Origin of the sequence: Methylobacterium aquaticum, assembly GCF_016804325.1 — a bacterium.
In the GTDB taxonomy this organism is placed as follows: Bacteria; Pseudomonadota; Alphaproteobacteria; order Rhizobiales; family Beijerinckiaceae; genus Methylobacterium; species Methylobacterium aquaticum_C.
Genome location: NZ_CP043627.1, coordinates 4,120,809 through 4,136,808 on the forward strand (window position 1 = coordinate 4,120,809; position 16,000 = coordinate 4,136,808).

A 16,000-nucleotide genomic window follows, 5' to 3' on the forward strand; every position below is an offset into this window, starting at 1 on the left:
GCGCCATGATGTCGATCGGAACCGCCCTGACCGCGGCCACCGCCCTCGTCGGGACCGCGCTGCCCGCCGGGCTGATCGGCGAGCGCGTTCCGGCACGGCCGACCCGCGAGACGGCGGAGGTCGGGGAGGCCGAGGATTCGGCGCTCACCGAGGGCGCGCTCCTCGTCGCGGTCGAGGCGGGCCTGCGCGAGGCGGGCTACCTGGCGGCCTGAGATCGCGCGGCCCGAGACTTCCCTCCGAGCGAGACTCCTCGCGGGATCGACGCGCGACGGGGACGCAGACCTCGATCGCATGCGGGGGCGGCGCATGCGACCGGACAGGCCGCCGGAAATGCTCTAAGGCTGGCATCACGATGGAGATGATCGTGATTCTGGCTGCGGCGGCAGCCCTGGTATTCGCCGGCCTGGTGCTTCTGTTCGCCGCGCAGGGGCGCGCCCGCAATACGTCTCTGCGCCTGCCGCACGAGCAGGAGCTGGAGGACCGGGGCGACGAGCTGTTCCGCGATTTCGACCAGGACCTCGCCGGCCTGCTCGAGGAGGCGGCCCGTCATCCGGAGGTCCAGCAGCGCGCCTATCCCGAACGGCTTGAGGCGCCCGACGCGCCGAGATCCCGGCCGCGGGGCGGCATGACCATCGACCACGACCCCGCGGAGCCCGGCCTGCCCGAGCCCGGCGACCGCAGGGGCGACCATCCCGAGTTCGATCGTTCCAGGGTCGATCATTCCAAGTTCGATCATTCCAAGCGCGACGGAGAATCCCGGTGAAGCGTGCCGCGGTGCCGGCGGTCCTTCTGGCCGCCCTCTCGGCTGTTCCTCTCGCCGTCCCGGCCCGCGCGGCTCCGGGAGAGCCGGCGTCAGGGGAGGTGGCACCCGTCTGCCCGGCGCCGCAGGCGGCCGAATTCACGGGAGACAAGGGGTTTCGCCTCTGGGTCACCCGGCAGGGGAGCATGACCTGGAGCAACCCGCTGCGGCCGCTCTCGCCCGAGACCGTGCAGGTGCTGCAGGTGGTGATCCGCAACAAGCTCGCGACCGCCTACGGCCCCGACCTGTCGGGCCTGCGCCGCGGCCCCTCGCCGGCGGCCCTGGAGGCGCAGAACGGCGCGACGATCCAGTGGGCCGGGGCGCCAGACGGCCTGCCGCGGACCCTGCGCATCCTGGCCGACGACGGCGGCCAGGTCCTGGCCGAACTCGCGTTCCAGGCCTGCGGCGACGCCCCGAAGGCGGCGGAGCCGAAGCCCGCCCCCACCGCCCGCAAAGGGGGGTCGAAGAAGGTGGACAAGGCCAGGGCGGCGAAGGCCGCCTCGCCCGAGGCGGAGGGCGCACCGGCGGACGCGGCCGACCCGGCCGCCGAAGCCCCCAAGCCGGCACCCAGGAGAGCCGCGAAGCCCCGGCGCGAGAACGCCGCGGCGCCTGCCCGGACGCCCGGCGGCCTGATGCTGCCGCAGGGCGCGATTCCCTGACGCCCCCTGCGGGTTTCGCCCGAAACACCCGAGCCTGAAACACCCTGGGCCGTTCCGGCGTTCGTCCGCCGGGCGGCGGCTCTTTCCCCTCACGATCCGATCTCGGAGACGTCTTTCGATGTACGATTCCTGGCTGCGCCTCGGCTTCGACACCGTTCGCCTGGGGCTGGAAGCCCAGACGGTCGTCGCCTTGCGGCTGGCCAAGCTCTCCCTCGGCGGCGCGGCGGCGCAGGACGAGGCCCAGCGCATGGTGACGGAGAAGATGGAGGCCGCGGCCGAGGCCGCGATGACCCTCGCCGCCGGCGGCACGGCCGAGCGGGTGGTGCGGGATTACCGGCGCAAGGTGCGGGCCAATGCCCGCAGGCTCAGCCGCGGCTGACGCGTGCGCGGGACTTGAGGCTCCGATCGGCGGGACGGGCATCCTCCCGTCCCGAAAAGCCGTCGCCGGATCGCCGCCGCGTAAGGGCTGGAATCAGCGGCAGGCGTCGATCAGTCGTGACCGATCAGTCTTGAGCGATCACTTGCGGGCGGCCATCATGTCGTGGGTCAGCACCGTCAGCTTGCCGATCAGGCTGGTGATGTCGCCGTGGGTGCAGGACCATTGCGTGCCGATCGCCCCGCCGTCGGAGGAGACCGAGACCACCGCGACGGAGCGCAGCTTGCCTTCGCGGGCGAGGCGCAGCTGCTCCTGCAGCACCTCGATCATCGAGGCGGTGTTCTCGTCGACGGGAGCCGCGGCCACGGCCTGCGGGAAGGCGACAATGCGGGTGGTGTCGGCGGCGATTTCGCTCATGGGACTCTACGAACTCTGGAAGGAATCGGGTGTGCGGAGGCAGCGCTTGGCCGCCCCGCGGTCGCGCGGCATCCGCGCGGCGCCGGGCCGGTCGAGCCGTCCCAGGAGGTCGGCGAGATCCGCCGGCAGCGCCTCGTCCAGGCAGCCGTCGAACGCGGCCTGAAGGCCGGGCGCCAGGAACGCGGCCATGCGGCCGGCATCCCCGGACTGCCGGACCGGGCCTAGGATGGCGGGTGCCGGCCCGCCGGGTCGATCGTGCATCGCCCGTGACGTCATCGCAGCCTCGTGGTCGGGAGCCGTCCTCGCCGCCAAAACTGCCGATCCCGGCGCAGATCACAATCCCCGCTCTGTGGCCGAGCTTCCACTTCCAAACCCGATGTTGTGGCGCCGCAACACCTTCCCCAACGTCCGGAGACTTGCCGCATCATCCGGAGACCTGATTCCGATGCCGTCCGGCCGCCGGCCCGCGGGCCGATCCCCCATACCTCTTTCGTCGTATCCGCGGTGTCGAACGGATGAAGACCAGTCATATCTATTGAAATATATTATCATTTTCTTACAATTAACTTTTGTTATGACATTTGTGACCTAAAATGTGTCAATGTCGATGCTGGGGCGCGATGGCGGGGCGATTTGGCCGAGTTTCTCATTCGCAAGCTCGAGCACTTCACGAGCTTGTCCACCGAAGACAAACTCGCGCTCGACCACGCGTCGCGCCAGCGCACGCGTCGTGTCCGGTCGCGGGACGACATCGTCCACGAGGGTGACCTGCCCCAGGGCGTGAGCCTGATCCTCGACGGCTGGGCCTGCCGGTACAAGACCCTCGAGGACGGACGCCGCCAGATCATCGCCTACCTGCTGCCCGGCGACCTGTGCGACCAGAACGTCTCGATCCTGCGGGAGATGGACCATTCCATTGGCACCGTCACCGCCGTCACCCTGGCCGAGATCCCCGCCGAGACCATGCGCCAGCTCACCGCCGGCCAGGCCCGGCTGTCGCAGGCCCTGACCTGGGAATCCCTGGTGGCGGCGGCGATCCAGCGCGAATGGACCGTGAATATCGGCCAGCGCACCGCGTTCGAGCGCCTGGGGCACCTGCTCTGCGAACTCTTCGTGCGGCTGCGCGCGGTCGGGCTCACCCAGGGCAATGCCTGCGAGCTGCCCCTGACCCAGGCCGAGATCGCCGATACGATCGGGCTGTCGGTGGTCCACGTGAACCGCACGTTGCAGGAATTGCGCAACATCGGGCTGATTTCCCTGCGCGGCCGCGAACTCATCATCCACCGGCTCGAGGCGTTGCAGCGGGCTGTGCAGTTCAACCCGAACTACCTCCATCTGGGCCGCGAAGGGCGGCACCTCGACGCCAATGAGTCCTGAGACGGACCGGTTCGAGGCCGATGCGGGCAGGGGAGGGGAGGGCCCCGACTTCCGCGGGATGGTCGAGACCATCCCGCACCTCGTCTGGCAGTCGAACCCGCTGGGCGACTGGGTCTGGGCGAGCCCGCAATGGGCCGCCTTCACCGGGCAGTCCCCGAGTTGCAGCCGCGGCAACGGCTGGCTCGATGCCGTGCATCCGGAGGATCGCGAGCGCACGCGAGACGCCTGGCGGGCGGCGTCCCGTCAGGGCCACCTCGCCGTCGAGCACCGCCTGTGCCGGCGGCCGGCCGAGGCGGGCGATCCCTATCTCTGGTTCTCCACCCAGGCCACGCCCCGGCGCGGCGACGACGGCCGGCCGACGACCTGGTTCGGCACCTCGACCGACATCCACGCCCTCACCCTGATGCGACGGGGGCAGGATCGCCTGATCCACGAGCTGCAGCGCCAGGGCCGCAACAACCTCGCGGTCATTCACGGGATCGTGCGCCGCATCGCGGACAATGCGGCGACGGCGGAGGACGTGGTGGCCCATATCGGCGACCGCCTCGCCGCGATGGCCCGCATCCAGGCCGAGGTGTCGCGCGAGCCCCTGGCCGGGGTCGCCCTGGACGTGCTGATCCGCGACGAGCTCTCCGCCCATGCCCTGCCGGATCCGACCGAACTCGCCGGCCCGCCGGTGCGGCTGCCGCCCGAGACGGCGGAGAAACTCGGCCTTGCCCTGCACGAACTGGTGCTGGGCGCCGTCCTCGACGGCGACGACCGCATCGCCGCGACCTGGACCGTGACGCCCGCCGACCTCGTCCTGACCTGGCGCACGCGGGCGAGGTCCGGTGCGCCGGCCGACGGCGCCAGAACCATGAGCGCCGAGATGCTGCAGCGGATGCTCGCCTACGACCTCCACGCCGTCACCACCGTGACCGAGGCCGGCCGCGAGCGCCAGGTCGTGATCGTGCTGCCGCTGCCGCGGTGAAGCGGGACTGTTTCACGTGGAAACGCCCTGCCGCGATGCCTCTTTGAGGGTTCGTCAACCTTGACGCCGCGAATTCCGGGCGCCGATCCCGCAACCCAGGCAGGCATACGGACCGGATTGACGGCCGCCGGAGGCTTGCGCGACAGGAAACGGGCCTCCCGCTCCCGGTTTCCTGCTCTCATGTCGCACGTCCCCGCCGCGCCGTTCACCCGGGCCGGCATCCTCACGGGCATCCGGCTCAGCCTGCCGCTCTGGCCCAGCATCGCGGTGTTCGGTGCCGCCTTCGGGGCGGCGGCGGCCCAGCGCGGCGTGAGCCTGGGCGAGGCGGTCGGCGCCAGCGCGCTGGTCTATGCCGGCTCGGCCCAGATGGTCACGCTGGAGGTCTGGGGCCAGCCCTGGACGGTCAGCGCGCTCCTCGCCGCCATGACGGTGACCGGGCTCATCAACGCCCGCATGATCCTGATGGGGGCGACGATCCAGCCCTGGATGCGCGGCACGCCGCTCTGGCGCACGGCGATGACGCTGTTCGTCCTCGTCGATGCGAGCTGGCTCATCGGCGTGCGCCACCGCTCCGAGGGCGGCCGCGACCTCGGCGTGCTGTTCGGCGCCGGCATCGGCCTGTGGCCGCTCTGGGTCGCCTCGACGGCGGCCGGCCACTTCGCCGGCGCCCTGGTGACCCAGCCCCGGGCCTATGCCCTCGACATGATCCTGCCGATCTTCTTCGCCGCCATGCTGGCGCCGCTCTGGCGCGGGGTGCGGCCGGCCCTGCCCTGGCTCGCCTCGGGCCTCGTCGCGCTCGTGGTGCAGCGGCTGGTGCCGGGCTACGCCTTCATCGCGGCGGGCGCGGTGGCCGGCCTCGTCACCGGCCTCCTCGTCGATGACGGGGCGGCGCGATGATCGATACCCTTCTCGCCAGCCCCGCCGGGCCCTGGATCGCCATCCTGGCGCTCGCCCTCGTCACCTATCTCTGCCGCGCCTCCGGCGTGGTGCTGATGAGCCGGGTGCGGCTCACCCCGCGGGTCGAGCGGGGGTTGCGCGCCCTGCCGGGCTCGATCGTGGTCGCGACCGCCGTGCCGACTGGCCTCTCCGCCGGCCTGCCGGGGCTCCTCGGCCTCGTCACGGCGGCCGGGGTGATGGCGCTGACCCGGTTCGAGCTGGCGGCGGTGCTGGCCGGGATGGGGGTGGTGGCGTTGGGGCGGCTGGCGGGGTTGTAGGGCCGCATGATGGCGATCACGTCGTCCCACCCGCGACCTCATCCTGAGGTGCGACTGAAAGGAGCCTCGAAGGAGGGCTCCGGAAACCTCCGCGATCCTTGGAGCCCTCCTTCGAAGTCAGTTCATCTGCGATGAACTGACACCTCAGGATGAGGTCGGGGATGGGAAAAATAGAATGATAGTAATATCTTGACGGGCGCCCACACCCTCACCGCAACCGCTGCCGGATGCGAAACCCCAGCCCGTCCCGCACGTCGCGATAGGCATCGAGGCGCTGTTCCCGCGAGCCCTGCGACACGGTCGGGTCCGGGGTCGGCCAGTACTCGACATCGGCCGCGACCGTCCGGGTCAGCTCGAGGGCGGCGTGGTGGGCCTCCGGCGAGAGCGAGATGATCAGGTCGAAGTTCAGGCCCTCCCACTCCTCCAGCTCCTCCAGGGTGCGGGGGCGGTGGCGCGAGGCGTCGATGCCGATCTCGTCGAGGGCGGAGATCATGAACGGGTCGGTCGGCTCGCCGCTGCGCACGCCGGCGGACTGCACGTAGACCGACTTGCCGAAATAGTGCCGCGCCAGCGCCTCGGCGCAGGCCGAGCGCACGGCGTTGAAGTTGCAGACGAACAGCACCGACTGCACCCGCCGGCCCGGTTTTCCCGGATTCGGCTTCGCGGGATCCGGTTGGACGGGTCCCGACTGGGATGACTCGGCCCCGGCCGGGGCGGCGCTGTCCGGAAGGGGACTTCCGGACACCGGGTCAGCCCTTCCAGTGCAGGGCGAAGATCAGGGTGAACAGCCGGCGGGCGGTGTCGTGGTCGATCTCCACCTTGCCCTCCAGGCGCTGGCGCAGCAGCTCGGACGCCTCGTTGTGGACCCCGCGCCGACCCATGTCGATCGCCTCGATCTGGCTCGGCGAGGCGGTGCGGATCGCCTTGAAGTAGCTGTCGCAGATCATCTCGTAGTCGCGGATCACGCCGCGGAACGGCGTCAGCGACAGGAGATGGGTCATCACCGGCTGGCCCTCGGCGGTCGCGATCGCGAAGGAGAGCTTGTTCTCGACGAGGCCCAGAGCCAGCGCGTAGGGGCCGCCGTCGTGGTTGGCGACGCAGAAACTGTTCGATTCCAGGATGTCGTAGATCGCGATGGCGCGCTCGTGCTCCTGGTCGGGGTTGCCGCGCCCGATCGAATCCTCGTCGAGCGTCACCGCCGCCAGGCGCTGTCGCGGATCGGGAGTCTCGCTCGCCATCGGATCTCCTCCCCCATCTCGCGGGGTTTTTGTCAGGGCGTGCAACAGATGCGAGCGCGGGGGCCCGCGCAAGCCGGACCTAAGCAGAGTCGCGCGCTGCGACGCCGCGTAGGTTCTTGTTCGTGCATCGTTTTCACCGCCGAACCGGTGACCGCTCCGGCACCGGCCGTTTACGGCCGGCAGAATGATGCGGGGGGCAGGATGACCCCGATCGGTTAAAGGTTCAGGCGGATCGCCACCGAGCGGGCATGGCCCTCCAGCCCCTCCGAGCGGCCGAGCGCCACTGCGGCAGGACCCAGCGCCCGCAGGGCCTCGGGGGTGCAGGACAGGAGCGAGGTCCGCTTCATGAAGTCGAGCACGCCAAGGCCGGAGGAGAACCGGGCCGAGCGGGCGGTCGGCAGGACGTGGTTGGGGCCGCCGACATAATCGCCGATCGCCTCCGGCGTGTGGGCGCCGAGGAAGATCGCCCCGGCATTGCGCACCCGCGCCGCCAGATCCTCGGCATCGGACGATTCGATCTCGAGATGCTCCGGCGCCAGGCGGTCGACCAGCGGGATCGCGTCGGCGAGGCGCTCCACCCGCACGATCGCGCCGTAGACGCGCCAGCTCGCGGTGGCGATCTCACGCCGCGGCAGGGTCTTCAGCTGTCCCTCGACCGCCGCCGCCACGGCGTCCGCCAGCGCGTCGCTGTCGGTGACCAGGATGGCCTGGGCGGCGGTGTCGTGCTCGGCCTGGGCCAGCAGGTCGGCCGCGACCCAGTCCGGGTTGGCGCTGGCATCGGCGAGGATCAGCACCTCGGAGGGACCGGCGATCATGTCGATGCCGACCTGGCCGAAGACCCGGCGCTTGGCCGCCGCCACGTAGGCGTTGCCCGGCCCGACGATCTTGGCGACCGGCCGGATGGTGGCCGTGCCGTAGGCGAGCGCCGCCACGGCTTGCGCGCCGCCGACCCGGAACACCTCGTCGACCCCGGCGAGCCTGGCCGCGGCCAGCACCAGCGGGTTGGTGACCCCGTCCGGCGTCGGCACCACCATGGCGAGGCGCGGCACGCCCGCGACCTTGGCCGGCACCGCGTTCATCAGCACCGAGGAGGGATAGCTCGCGGTGCCGCCCGGCACGTAGAGGCCGACCGATTCGAGCGCGGTCCAGCGCCAGCCCAGCGTCACGCCGAGCGCGTCGGTCTCGCGGTGGTCGGCCGGCACCTGGGCACGGTGGTAGGTCTCGATCCGATCCTTGGCGAGAGCCAGGGCGTCGAGGGCCTCCTTCGAGCAGGCGGCGGTCGCGGCGTCGATCTCCTCCGCCGAGACCCGGATCGTGTCAGGCGTCAGGGCGAGCCGGTCGAAGCGCGTCGTGTAGTCGATCAGCGCGGCGTCGCCGTTTTCGACCACGTCGCGGATGATGTCGCGCACCGCGTTGTCGACATCCTCCGCCACCTCGCGCTTGACCGAGAGCAGGCGGGCGAAGTGCGACTCGAAATCGGGATCGCGGGAATCGAGGCGCTGCATGCGGTATCCGGTCTCGTGGTCGGCGGGCGAGGAACCCGACGGAGGGGCGAGGATCACCTGGGCGATCCCGCCAAGGCCCGCCGACTGCCAAAAAATTCAGGCCGCGTCGAGGGGCAAGTTCTTGCCGAGAGGCAGGTCCAGGGAGGCATGGGCCGGCTTGCTCTCGGCCTGCCAGACCGGGCCGAGATCCCGCATCGCCGCCTCGATGCATTCGAGTTCGAGCCGGATCGCAGCCCCGCCGGAGAAGACCAGGGTGGCGATGCCGGACGGCGCCTCGCCGGGTTCGAAGGTCATGGCCAGCAGCTCGAGCGGGCTGTCGGGCTCGTCGCGCGGGATGTCGCGGCAGCGGACGGAGAGCACCCGCTCGAAATGCAGGCCGGTCAGCCGCCGCCGGGGCGGGACGCCGTCCGGGCATTCCCAGTCGAAGCGCCGCGCCACCAGGGCGAAGCGGCGCTCCCGGGGCAGGTAGGCGAGGTCTCCGGTCCGCAGGACCGCATCCTGAAGGTGGGTCGAGATGACCGCGAGATCGTCGGCGTCGAGGGCAGCGAGCTTCAGGAGCTCCATCTCCGCGTCCTTCACTGTCGGCGTCCCTGTGCTTTGGGGCCGGCCCGCACGGCGGACGGCCCACGCTGTCGGATTGATGCAGGGGTTAAGTGGCGACGCCGCCCGCCGCCGACAACCTGTGTCCGGGCCGTGCGGGCGGAGAGGATTCTTCACCGTTCCGATTGCCGCTGCGGCACCGAATCGCCTCAGCCGGCGTTCATGTCCGGACGCTTAAGCGTGACCCCTGGAAACGATCCGGCCATTCGCCGATACGGAGAAGACACCCGTGAGAACCGTGATGACCGCGGCCCTGGCCGCCCTGACCCTCGGCCTCGGCGTCGCGCCCGCCTTCGCGCAATACGGCTATGGCGGCTACGAGGACGACCGCCCGCGCCGCCGCTACGAGGAGCGCTACGACTACGACCGCCCGCGCTACCGCCGCGACGATTACGAGCGCCGGGGCTACCGCGAGTATGGCGGCGGCCGCATCGGCCGGATCTGCGTCACCGCCCGCGGCAACTGCCCGACCCGGCCGGCGCCGCTCAACAGCTCCTGCGGCTGCGAGGTTCCGGGCTTCGGCTTCAAGCGCGGCGCCATCGGGTACTGACGTCTTTTTGGCAGACTGATCCGAGGTCTCCGCCCCGGATCAGTCCCAGATATCCGCGTTCAGGATCTCGTGCGCCAGCGCCCGGCTCGGCTCGCGGTGGAGCCCGGGCCCGGACAGGACGAACTCGACATCGGCCAGCCGCGGCAGGTCCGGATGCGCCAGTTCCTGCAAGCCGTCCGGGATCAGGCTGCGGGGCTGCGCCATCAGGCCGACCCCGGCGAGCGCCGCGGCGCGCAAGCCGCTGAGGCTGGCGCAGGTGCAGGTGATGCGAAAAGCCCGGCCCTCCTGGGTGAGCGCGGCCAGAGCCACCGCCCGGGTGATGCTGGGCGCCGGGAAGCTCGCGAGCGCCACCGGCTCGCCCCGCTCCGGCAGGGCGGTGGGGAGCCCGACCCAGACCAGCCGGTCGCGCCGCACCAGCATGCCTTGCGTCTCGCCGACATGGCGCTTGCCGAGCACGAGGTCGAGTTCGCCGCGCGCCAGCGCGTCGTGCAGGAAGCCGGTCAGCGCCACGCTCAGTTCGAGGTCGACCGACGGGTGGGCCTCGCGGAAATCGCGCAGGACCTCCGACAGCCGGCTCTGCACGAAATCCTCCGAGGCGCCGAAGCGCACCTTGCCCCGCACCGGGCCGCCGGAGAGCGCTCGCTCCAGCCGCTCATGGGCGTCGAGCACCGTGCGGGCGAAGCCCAGGACCGTCTCGCCCTCCGGGGTCAGGGCCACCGAATGGGTGTCGCGCGCCACCAGCCGGTGGCCGACCTGCGCCTCCAGGCGCTGGACGTGCTGGCTCACCGTCGACTGGCCCAGCCCGAGCTGCTCGGCCGCCCGGCTGAAGCTGCGGCTGCGCACCACCGCCGCCAGGGTGCGCAGCAGCACCGGATCGATCAGGCGGGTCATGGCGGCTCTCGGCATCCTGCATGAACGACGCGCAGGTTATCGTATTTCACGATAACTGTAATCCTCGCACCCCGCGTACCCATCCGGGCGCCCGCCGGCTAGGAAGATCGGAACCCTTCTCGACACGTCCTTCCAGACCCTCCGGCCCGCCATGCTCTCGCGCTTTCGTCCCGACACCTTCACGCTGATGATCGTCGGCGCCCTGATCCTCGGCAGCCTCCTGCCGGTGCAGGGCCGGGCGGCCGAATGGCTCGGCGTCTTCGCCGACGGCATGATCGCGCTTCTGTTCTTCCTGCACGGCGCGCGCATCGACCGGCAGACGGCGCTCGCCGGCCTGGTGCATTGGCGCCTGCACCTCGTGGTCTTCGCCTCGACCTTCGCGCTGTTCCCGATCCTCGGGCTGGCCGCCGGCCTGCTCAGCCCGGCCCTGCTGACCCCGGCGCTCGCCGCGGGCGTCCTCTTCCTCTGCGTCCTGCCCTCCACGGTGCAATCCTCCATCGCCTTCACGTCGGTAGCGGGCGGCAACGTGCCGGCGGCGATCTGCTCGGCCTCGGCCTCGAACATCCTCGGCATGCTCATCACCCCGCTCCTCGTCGCGGTGCTGCTGAACACGCAGGGCAGCCACCACAGCTTCGACTGGGGGGCGGTGGGCAAGATCATGGCCCAGCTGCTCCTGCCCTTCGCGGTCGGCCAGCTCCTGCAGCCGCGCCTCGGGCCATGGCTGACCCGGCACAAGCCCCTGACCATGGTGGTCGATCGCGGCTCGATCCTGCTCATCGTCTATATCGCCTTCAGCCACGCGGTGGCGACGGGCCTGTGGAGCCGCACGCCCCTGCCGGCGCTCGCCACCATGCTGGTCGTCGACCTCGTCCTGCTCGCCCTGGTGCTGACCATCACCACCGCGGCGAGCCGCCTCCTCGGCTTCTCGAAGGAGGACGAGATCACCATCGTGTTCTGCGGCTCGAAGAAGAGCCTCGCCTCGGGCGTGCCGATGGCGAACGTGATCTTCGCCGGCCAGGATGTCGGCGGCATCCTGCTGCCCCTGATGCTCTTCCACCAGGTCCAGCTCATGGCCTGCGCGACGCTGGCCCGCCGCTACGCCGCCCGCGCGCAGGCCGTGCTCGCCGCCGAGGGCCCGGACCGGGCCGGCGTGGCGCCCGCGGCGGCGAAGCTCGCGGCGCGTTGAGCGAAAGGCTCGCGGCGCGTTGAACTGGCTCGCGGCGCGTTGACGAAAGATTCACGTCGTCGCGCCAATTTCACGGGGAGCCAAGTTGCGTACCGGCTCTCCTGGATATCCGGCCCCGTCGCGCGTTCCGCGGCGGGGCCGTGCCGTTTGTTGGGCTGTTCGATGTCCTCGCGGTCGTTCCGACTTACGACCTCAAGCTGATCATCTGTTCGAGCGGACTGTTCCGCCGAAAACGGACAGCGAGCACGGCGATATCCTGCCCTCCCATCTCATCCTGAGGTGTTAGTCGATCGCAGATCGACTGACCTCGAAGGAGGGCTCCAGATATCACGCGATCCCTGGAGCCCTCCTTCGAGGCTGCTTCGCAGCACCTCAGGATGAGGTCGAGGGTGGAGCCTCGTTTACCACGATATCTCGTGCTTCATTAACCCTGTCGCTTCAGCCGTCACACACCATCCACCGCTAATCTCCCGGGCGCCATCACCGGAAAAAGGCGCCCGATGACCACGTTCGTCCTGCCGCGCCGCGACCTTGCGGCGGTGCCGTTCCTGTCGCTGCTGCGCGGCTTCGGCCACGTCCTGATGGCGGCGTTCATCTTCTTCGCCTGCTTCGCCTTCTCGGACACCTCGCCCTACGACATCGTGGCGATCCCGACGATCGTGCTCTGGGTCCTGCTGGGCGTGCGGCTGTACCGGGGCGCGGTGCCCCTCGTCCTGGTGCTCCTCGTCTTCGTGGGCGCCACGGTCGTCGCCTTGATGCCCTATCTCGACGAGGATCTGCCGCCGGTCTGGACGGTGCAGCTGTGCTACCTCGCCGTGACCGGCATCTTCTTCGCGATGTTCTTCTCCGACGACAGCGATCGTCGGGTCGAGGCCGCCCTCAAGGTCTACACCGCCAGCGCGCTGTTCTGCGCAAGCCTCGGCATCGGCGGCTATCTCGAGCTGATCGGCAACGAGAAGCTGTTCAGCATGTATGGCCGCGCGTCGGGCACGTTCCAGGATCCGAACGTGTTCGGCTCGTTCCTGTCGCTCGGCGCACTCTACCTGATGCACAACCTGCTCACCGGCCGCGCCCGGCGCCCGCTCCTGTCGGCCTTGGGCCTCTTCATCCTGCTCGCCGGCGTGTTCCTGTCGTTCTCCCGCGGCTCCTGGGGCGGCACCCTGGTGGTGAGCGGGCTGATGGTCCTGATGCTCTACCGCACCAGCGCCCGCGCCCTGCGCCGCCGCATCGTGCTGCTCGCCGCCCTCACGGCGGGGTTCGGGGCGGTGGCGCTCGTGGGCCTGCTCTCCGTCGGCAGCGTCGGCGAGACCTTCGCCAAGCGCGCCGCGGTCACCCAGGATTACGACGAGGGCGAGACCGGCCGCTTCGGCAACCAGCTGCGCGGCATCGGCATGCTGATCGAGGACCCCCTCGGCATGGGGCCCCTGCGCTGGCGCCGCACCTTCAACCTCGAGCCGCACAATTCCTATATCGGCGCCTTCTCCAACGGCGGCTGGGTCGGCGGGGTCGCCTTCGTGTTCCTGGTGCTGATGACGAGCCGGGTGGGTTTCCGGCTGATGAGCCAGGATACGCCCTACCGGCGCCACGCCCAGATCGCGTTTCCGGCGCTGCTGATGTTCTTTCTCCAGGCGGTGCAGATCGACATCGAGAAGTGGCGCCACGTCTACATGATGCTCGGCATCGTCTGGGGCCTCGAGGCGGCCCGGGTGCGGTGGCTCGCCGGCGGCGAGGCGTGAGGGCGTCTCAAGCCGCGAGGGCCCAGCCCCGATCGGTCTCGCGCAGCCGCAGGTCCGCCCGCGGCTGCGGCTCCAGGCTTGCGAGCCGCTCGACCATGCGGCGCACCGAGCCGTCGCCGCCGACAAAGTCGGCGTAGAGAGCCCGCAGCAGGTGATCGACCGGGCCCGGCACGGCCTGCCCGCGAGCCTTCTCGTAGCGGCGCAGGGTCTGCTCCGTGGTGCCGAGGAGCCCGGCGAGCGCCCGCTGGCTCAGCTCCATCTCGATGCGCAGGAAGCGCAGTTCGGCCCCCGTCAGCGGCGCGGCCGCGTCGATCAGGCAGCGGCCGATGGCGGCGTGCAGGCCGTGAACGTCCTCGATCGACACGGCGGTGCCGTGGCTCGTCTCCAGCAGGTGAAAACCGTTCTCCAGATGCACGTTGTCCAGGCCGCTCTCGACGTAGTGGTAGGCCATCGCACACTCCTTCAGAACACGGTGACGATCAGAAGCCGGCGCGGCAGGTCGAACTCCACCACGCAGGTCATCTCCTCGCCTGCGGCATGCCGCGAGACGTTGCAGCGCCAAGCCCCGTTTGCAACTTGGTACGGGCCTTCCGAGACCGAGCCCTTCAGCAGGCAATCCACGATCTGCTTGAACGAGATCGCCCGTTGCCGGCCGCGCTTGCGGCCATGCGGCAGAACGAAGACGCGGGCGCTGTCCTGCGCGATCTCGCGGATCAGCGCTCGGGCGGCCGGGGCAGTGCGCGGCGCTGTATCGTCCATGACCTATCAATATGATAGGTATCCGATCGCCGCAAGGCGCGAGACAGCGGAGGGCCGGCGTCTCGGGACTGGAGCCCGGATGAATATGGGCCTATGTGGGCCATAGCCCACGAACGCCGTGTAGCCTCCCCCGTCGTCGTGACGGGTCGAGAGGCTGCGCCGACAGATTGCTCCCTGCGAGACCCGATGTCCAAGCCCGCGAAGGCCGAGAAGGCCGCCACCCTCAAGCCCCGCCTGCCGCGCGGCCTCGTCGACCGCGGGCCGGCCGAGATCGCCGCCACCCACCGGATGCTCGAAAAGATCCGCGAGAGCTTCGAGCTCTACGGCTTCGAGGCGGTCGAGACCCCGTTCATCGAATATACCGAGGCTTTGGGCAAGTTCCTGCCCGACCTCGACCGGCCGAACGAGGGCGTGTTCTCGTTCCAGGACGACGACGAATCCTGGCTGTCCCTGCGCTACGACCTGACGGCGCCGCTCGCCCGCTACGTCGCCGAGCATTTCGACGCTCTCCCGAAGCCCTATCGCAGCTACCGCGCCGGCTACGTCTTCCGCAACGAGAAGCCGGGCCCGGGCCGCTTCCGCCAGTTCATGCAGTTCGATGCCGACATCGTCGGCGCCCCCACCGTCGCGGCGGATGCCGAGATCTGCATGATGGCCGCCGACACCCTGGAGCGGGTCGGCATCGGCCGCGGTGACTACGTGGTGAAGGTCAACAACCGCAAGGTCCTCGACGGCGTGATGGAGGCCATCGGGCTTGGCGGCGACGACCAGGCCGGGCGGCGCCTCACGGTGCTGCGGGCGATCGACAAGCTCGATCGCCTCGGCGCGGATGGCGTGCGCCTGCTCCTCGGCCCCGGCCGCAAGGACGAGAGCGGCGACTTCACCAAGGGCGCCGGCCTCTCGGACGACGCGATCGAGCGCATCCTGCGCTACGTCTCGTTCCAGGCCGCTCCCACCGAGGGCGGCGACCGCCTCGCCTTCTGGGAAAACTTCTTCGGCGGCTGGGGCGAGGTGGTCGGTTCCTCCGAGACCGGGCGCCAGGGCATCGCCGAACTGCACGCGATCATGAAGCTGTGCGAGGCGGCGGGCTACGGCCACGACCGGGTGCGGGCCGACCCCTCGGTCGTGCGCGGCCTCGAATACTATACCGGCCCGGTCTTCGAGGCCGAGCTGACCTTCCCGGTCGTCAACGAGGACGGCCAGACCGTGCGCTTCGGCTCGGTGGCCGGCGGCGGGCGCTATGACGGCCTCGTCGGCCGCTTCCGCTCCGAGCCGGTCCCGGCGACCGGCTTCTCGGTCGGCGTCTCGCGCCTGTTCTCGGCCCTCCAGGTGGTGCGCAGCCCGATCGTGTCGGGTCACGCCGCGCCCGGCCCGGTGGTGGTGCTGGTGCTCGACCGCGAGGAGACCGCCGCCTACCAGGCCCTCGTCGCCGCCCTGCGCCAGGCCGGCATCCGCTCGGAACTCTATCTCGGCTCGTCGGGCATGAAGGCCCAGATGAAGTATGCCGACCGCCGCGGCTCGCCCTGCGTCGTCATCCAGGGCAGCGACGAGCGGGCGAAGGGGGAGGTCCAGATCAAGGACCTGATCGAGGGCGCCAAGGCGGCGGATGCCATCGCCAGCAACGCCGAGTGGAAGGCCGCCCGCCCGGCCCAGTTCTCTGTGCCGGTGGACGAGATGGTGGCGCGGGTGCGCGAGGTGCTGGCGCGGCATTACGGGGGGTGAG

At 70.4% G+C, this 16,000-nt stretch carries 21 protein-coding genes; 12 read left to right on the top strand and 9 right to left on the bottom strand.

Going from position 1 to position 16,000, the window contains the following annotated elements; genetic code table 11:
• Window positions 1-5 precede the first annotated feature (5 nt).
• From F1D61_RS18725 to F1D61_RS18740, 4 genes are all read left to right on the top strand, one after another.
• Window positions 6-212: a hypothetical protein gene (locus F1D61_RS18725; RefSeq protein WP_203153158.1), complete on the top strand. Its 207-nt coding sequence runs from the start codon at window positions 6-8 to the stop codon at window positions 210-212.
• Between the two features lie 152 nt (window positions 213-364).
• Complete coding sequence (locus tag F1D61_RS18730) at window positions 365-763, top strand: hypothetical protein (protein ID WP_203153159.1); 399 nt, start codon at window positions 365-367, stop codon at window positions 761-763.
• On the top strand, window positions 760-1,458 hold the full coding sequence (locus F1D61_RS18735; protein ID WP_203153160.1) for a hypothetical protein: 699 nt from the start codon (window positions 760-762) through the stop codon (window positions 1,456-1,458). The genes F1D61_RS18730 and F1D61_RS18735 overlap by 4 nt, the downstream gene beginning before the upstream one ends.
• A gap of 118 nt (window positions 1,459-1,576) precedes the next feature.
• Window positions 1,577-1,837 (top strand): hypothetical protein, encoded by a 261-nt coding sequence (locus F1D61_RS18740; RefSeq protein ID WP_203153161.1) that lies wholly within the window; start codon window positions 1,577-1,579, stop codon window positions 1,835-1,837.
• A gap of 138 nt (window positions 1,838-1,975) precedes the next feature.
• Here the strand turns inward: F1D61_RS18740 and F1D61_RS18745 are convergent, their stop codons facing one another.
• Both F1D61_RS18745 and F1D61_RS18750 read right to left on the bottom strand, forming a co-directional pair.
• The gene (locus F1D61_RS18745) at window positions 1,976-2,251 is read right to left on the bottom strand and encodes a hypothetical protein (protein WP_203153162.1); all 276 of its coding nucleotides are present in this window, start codon (window positions 2,249-2,251) and stop codon (window positions 1,976-1,978) included.
• A 6-nt stretch (window positions 2,252-2,257) separates the two neighbouring features.
• A complete protein-coding gene (locus tag F1D61_RS18750) occupies window positions 2,258-2,440 on the bottom strand; it encodes a hypothetical protein (protein WP_203153163.1) in 183 nt (60 codons plus the stop codon).
• Between the two features lie 444 nt (window positions 2,441-2,884).
• On the opposite strand from F1D61_RS18750, the gene F1D61_RS18755 reads away from it, so the two are divergent.
• From F1D61_RS18755 to F1D61_RS18770, 4 genes are all read left to right on the top strand, one after another.
• Window positions 2,885-3,628 (top strand): Crp/Fnr family transcriptional regulator, encoded by a 744-nt coding sequence (locus tag F1D61_RS18755; protein ID WP_203153164.1) that lies wholly within the window; start codon window positions 2,885-2,887, stop codon window positions 3,626-3,628.
• Complete coding sequence (locus F1D61_RS18760) at window positions 3,618-4,598, top strand: PAS domain-containing protein (protein ID WP_203153165.1); 981 nt, start codon at window positions 3,618-3,620, stop codon at window positions 4,596-4,598. Before F1D61_RS18755 ends, F1D61_RS18760 begins: the two co-directional genes overlap by 11 nt.
• A 180-nt stretch (window positions 4,599-4,778) precedes the next feature.
• Window positions 4,779-5,495: an AzlC family ABC transporter permease gene (locus F1D61_RS18765; protein ID WP_203153166.1), complete on the top strand. Its 717-nt coding sequence runs from the start codon at window positions 4,779-4,781 to the stop codon at window positions 5,493-5,495.
• Window positions 5,492-5,812 carry an AzlD family protein gene (locus F1D61_RS18770; RefSeq protein WP_203153167.1) on the top strand — a complete coding sequence of 107 codons (321 nt, stop codon included), beginning with the start codon at window positions 5,492-5,494 and terminating at the stop codon, window positions 5,810-5,812. Before F1D61_RS18765 ends, F1D61_RS18770 begins: the two co-directional genes overlap by 4 nt.
• Before the next feature lie 208 nt (window positions 5,813-6,020).
• Here the strand turns inward: F1D61_RS18770 and F1D61_RS18775 are convergent, their stop codons facing one another.
• From F1D61_RS18775 to F1D61_RS18790, 4 genes are all read right to left on the bottom strand, one after another.
• On the bottom strand, window positions 6,021-6,443 hold the full coding sequence (locus tag F1D61_RS18775; protein WP_203153168.1) for a low molecular weight phosphatase family protein: 423 nt from the start codon (window positions 6,441-6,443) through the stop codon (window positions 6,021-6,023).
• 118 nt (window positions 6,444-6,561) lie between these two features.
• Window positions 6,562-7,050, bottom strand: a complete 489-nt coding sequence (locus tag F1D61_RS18780; protein ID WP_203153169.1) for a UPF0262 family protein — start codon at window positions 7,048-7,050, stop codon at window positions 6,562-6,564.
• Window positions 7,051-7,265: 215 nt separating this feature from the next.
• Window positions 7,266-8,555, bottom strand: a complete 1,290-nt coding sequence (gene hisD / locus F1D61_RS18785) for a histidinol dehydrogenase (protein WP_203159147.1) — start codon at window positions 8,553-8,555, stop codon at window positions 7,266-7,268.
• Window positions 8,556-8,651: 96 nt separating this feature from the next.
• Window positions 8,652-9,119: a DUF2948 family protein gene (locus F1D61_RS18790; RefSeq protein ID WP_203153170.1), complete on the bottom strand. Its 468-nt coding sequence runs from the start codon at window positions 9,117-9,119 to the stop codon at window positions 8,652-8,654.
• 265 nt (window positions 9,120-9,384) lie between these two features.
• Between F1D61_RS18790 and F1D61_RS18795 the strand changes: the two genes are divergently transcribed.
• Complete coding sequence (locus F1D61_RS18795) at window positions 9,385-9,705, top strand: hypothetical protein (RefSeq protein ID WP_432443152.1); 321 nt, start codon at window positions 9,385-9,387, stop codon at window positions 9,703-9,705.
• A gap of 39 nt (window positions 9,706-9,744) precedes the next feature.
• Here F1D61_RS18795 and F1D61_RS18800 read toward each other — a convergent pair whose 3' ends face one another.
• Window positions 9,745-10,596, bottom strand: a complete 852-nt coding sequence (locus tag F1D61_RS18800; protein ID WP_203153171.1) for a LysR substrate-binding domain-containing protein — start codon at window positions 10,594-10,596, stop codon at window positions 9,745-9,747.
• Between the two features lie 151 nt (window positions 10,597-10,747).
• Between F1D61_RS18800 and F1D61_RS18805 the strand changes: the two genes are divergently transcribed.
• Entirely contained in the window at window positions 10,748-11,782 is a 1,035-nt protein-coding gene (locus tag F1D61_RS18805; protein WP_203153172.1) for a bile acid:sodium symporter family protein, read from the top strand.
• 500 nt (window positions 11,783-12,282) lie between these two features.
• A complete protein-coding gene (locus F1D61_RS18810) occupies window positions 12,283-13,518 on the top strand; it encodes an O-antigen ligase family protein (protein WP_203153173.1) in 1,236 nt (411 codons plus the stop codon).
• A 7-nt stretch (window positions 13,519-13,525) separates the two neighbouring features.
• Here the strand turns inward: F1D61_RS18810 and F1D61_RS18815 are convergent, their stop codons facing one another.
• Window positions 13,526-13,969 (bottom strand): helix-turn-helix domain-containing protein, encoded by a 444-nt coding sequence (locus F1D61_RS18815; RefSeq protein ID WP_203153174.1) that lies wholly within the window; start codon window positions 13,967-13,969, stop codon window positions 13,526-13,528.
• Between the two features lie 11 nt (window positions 13,970-13,980).
• A complete protein-coding gene (locus tag F1D61_RS18820; protein ID WP_203153175.1) occupies window positions 13,981-14,277 on the bottom strand; it encodes a DUF4258 domain-containing protein in 297 nt (98 codons plus the stop codon).
• A 186-nt stretch (window positions 14,278-14,463) separates the two neighbouring features.
• Between F1D61_RS18820 and hisS the strand changes: the two genes are divergently transcribed.
• Window positions 14,464-15,999, top strand: coding sequence for a histidine--tRNA ligase (gene hisS, locus F1D61_RS18825; protein WP_203153176.1), 1,536 nt, complete (start codon window positions 14,464-14,466; stop codon window positions 15,997-15,999).
• Window position 16,000: the final 1 nt, after the last annotated feature.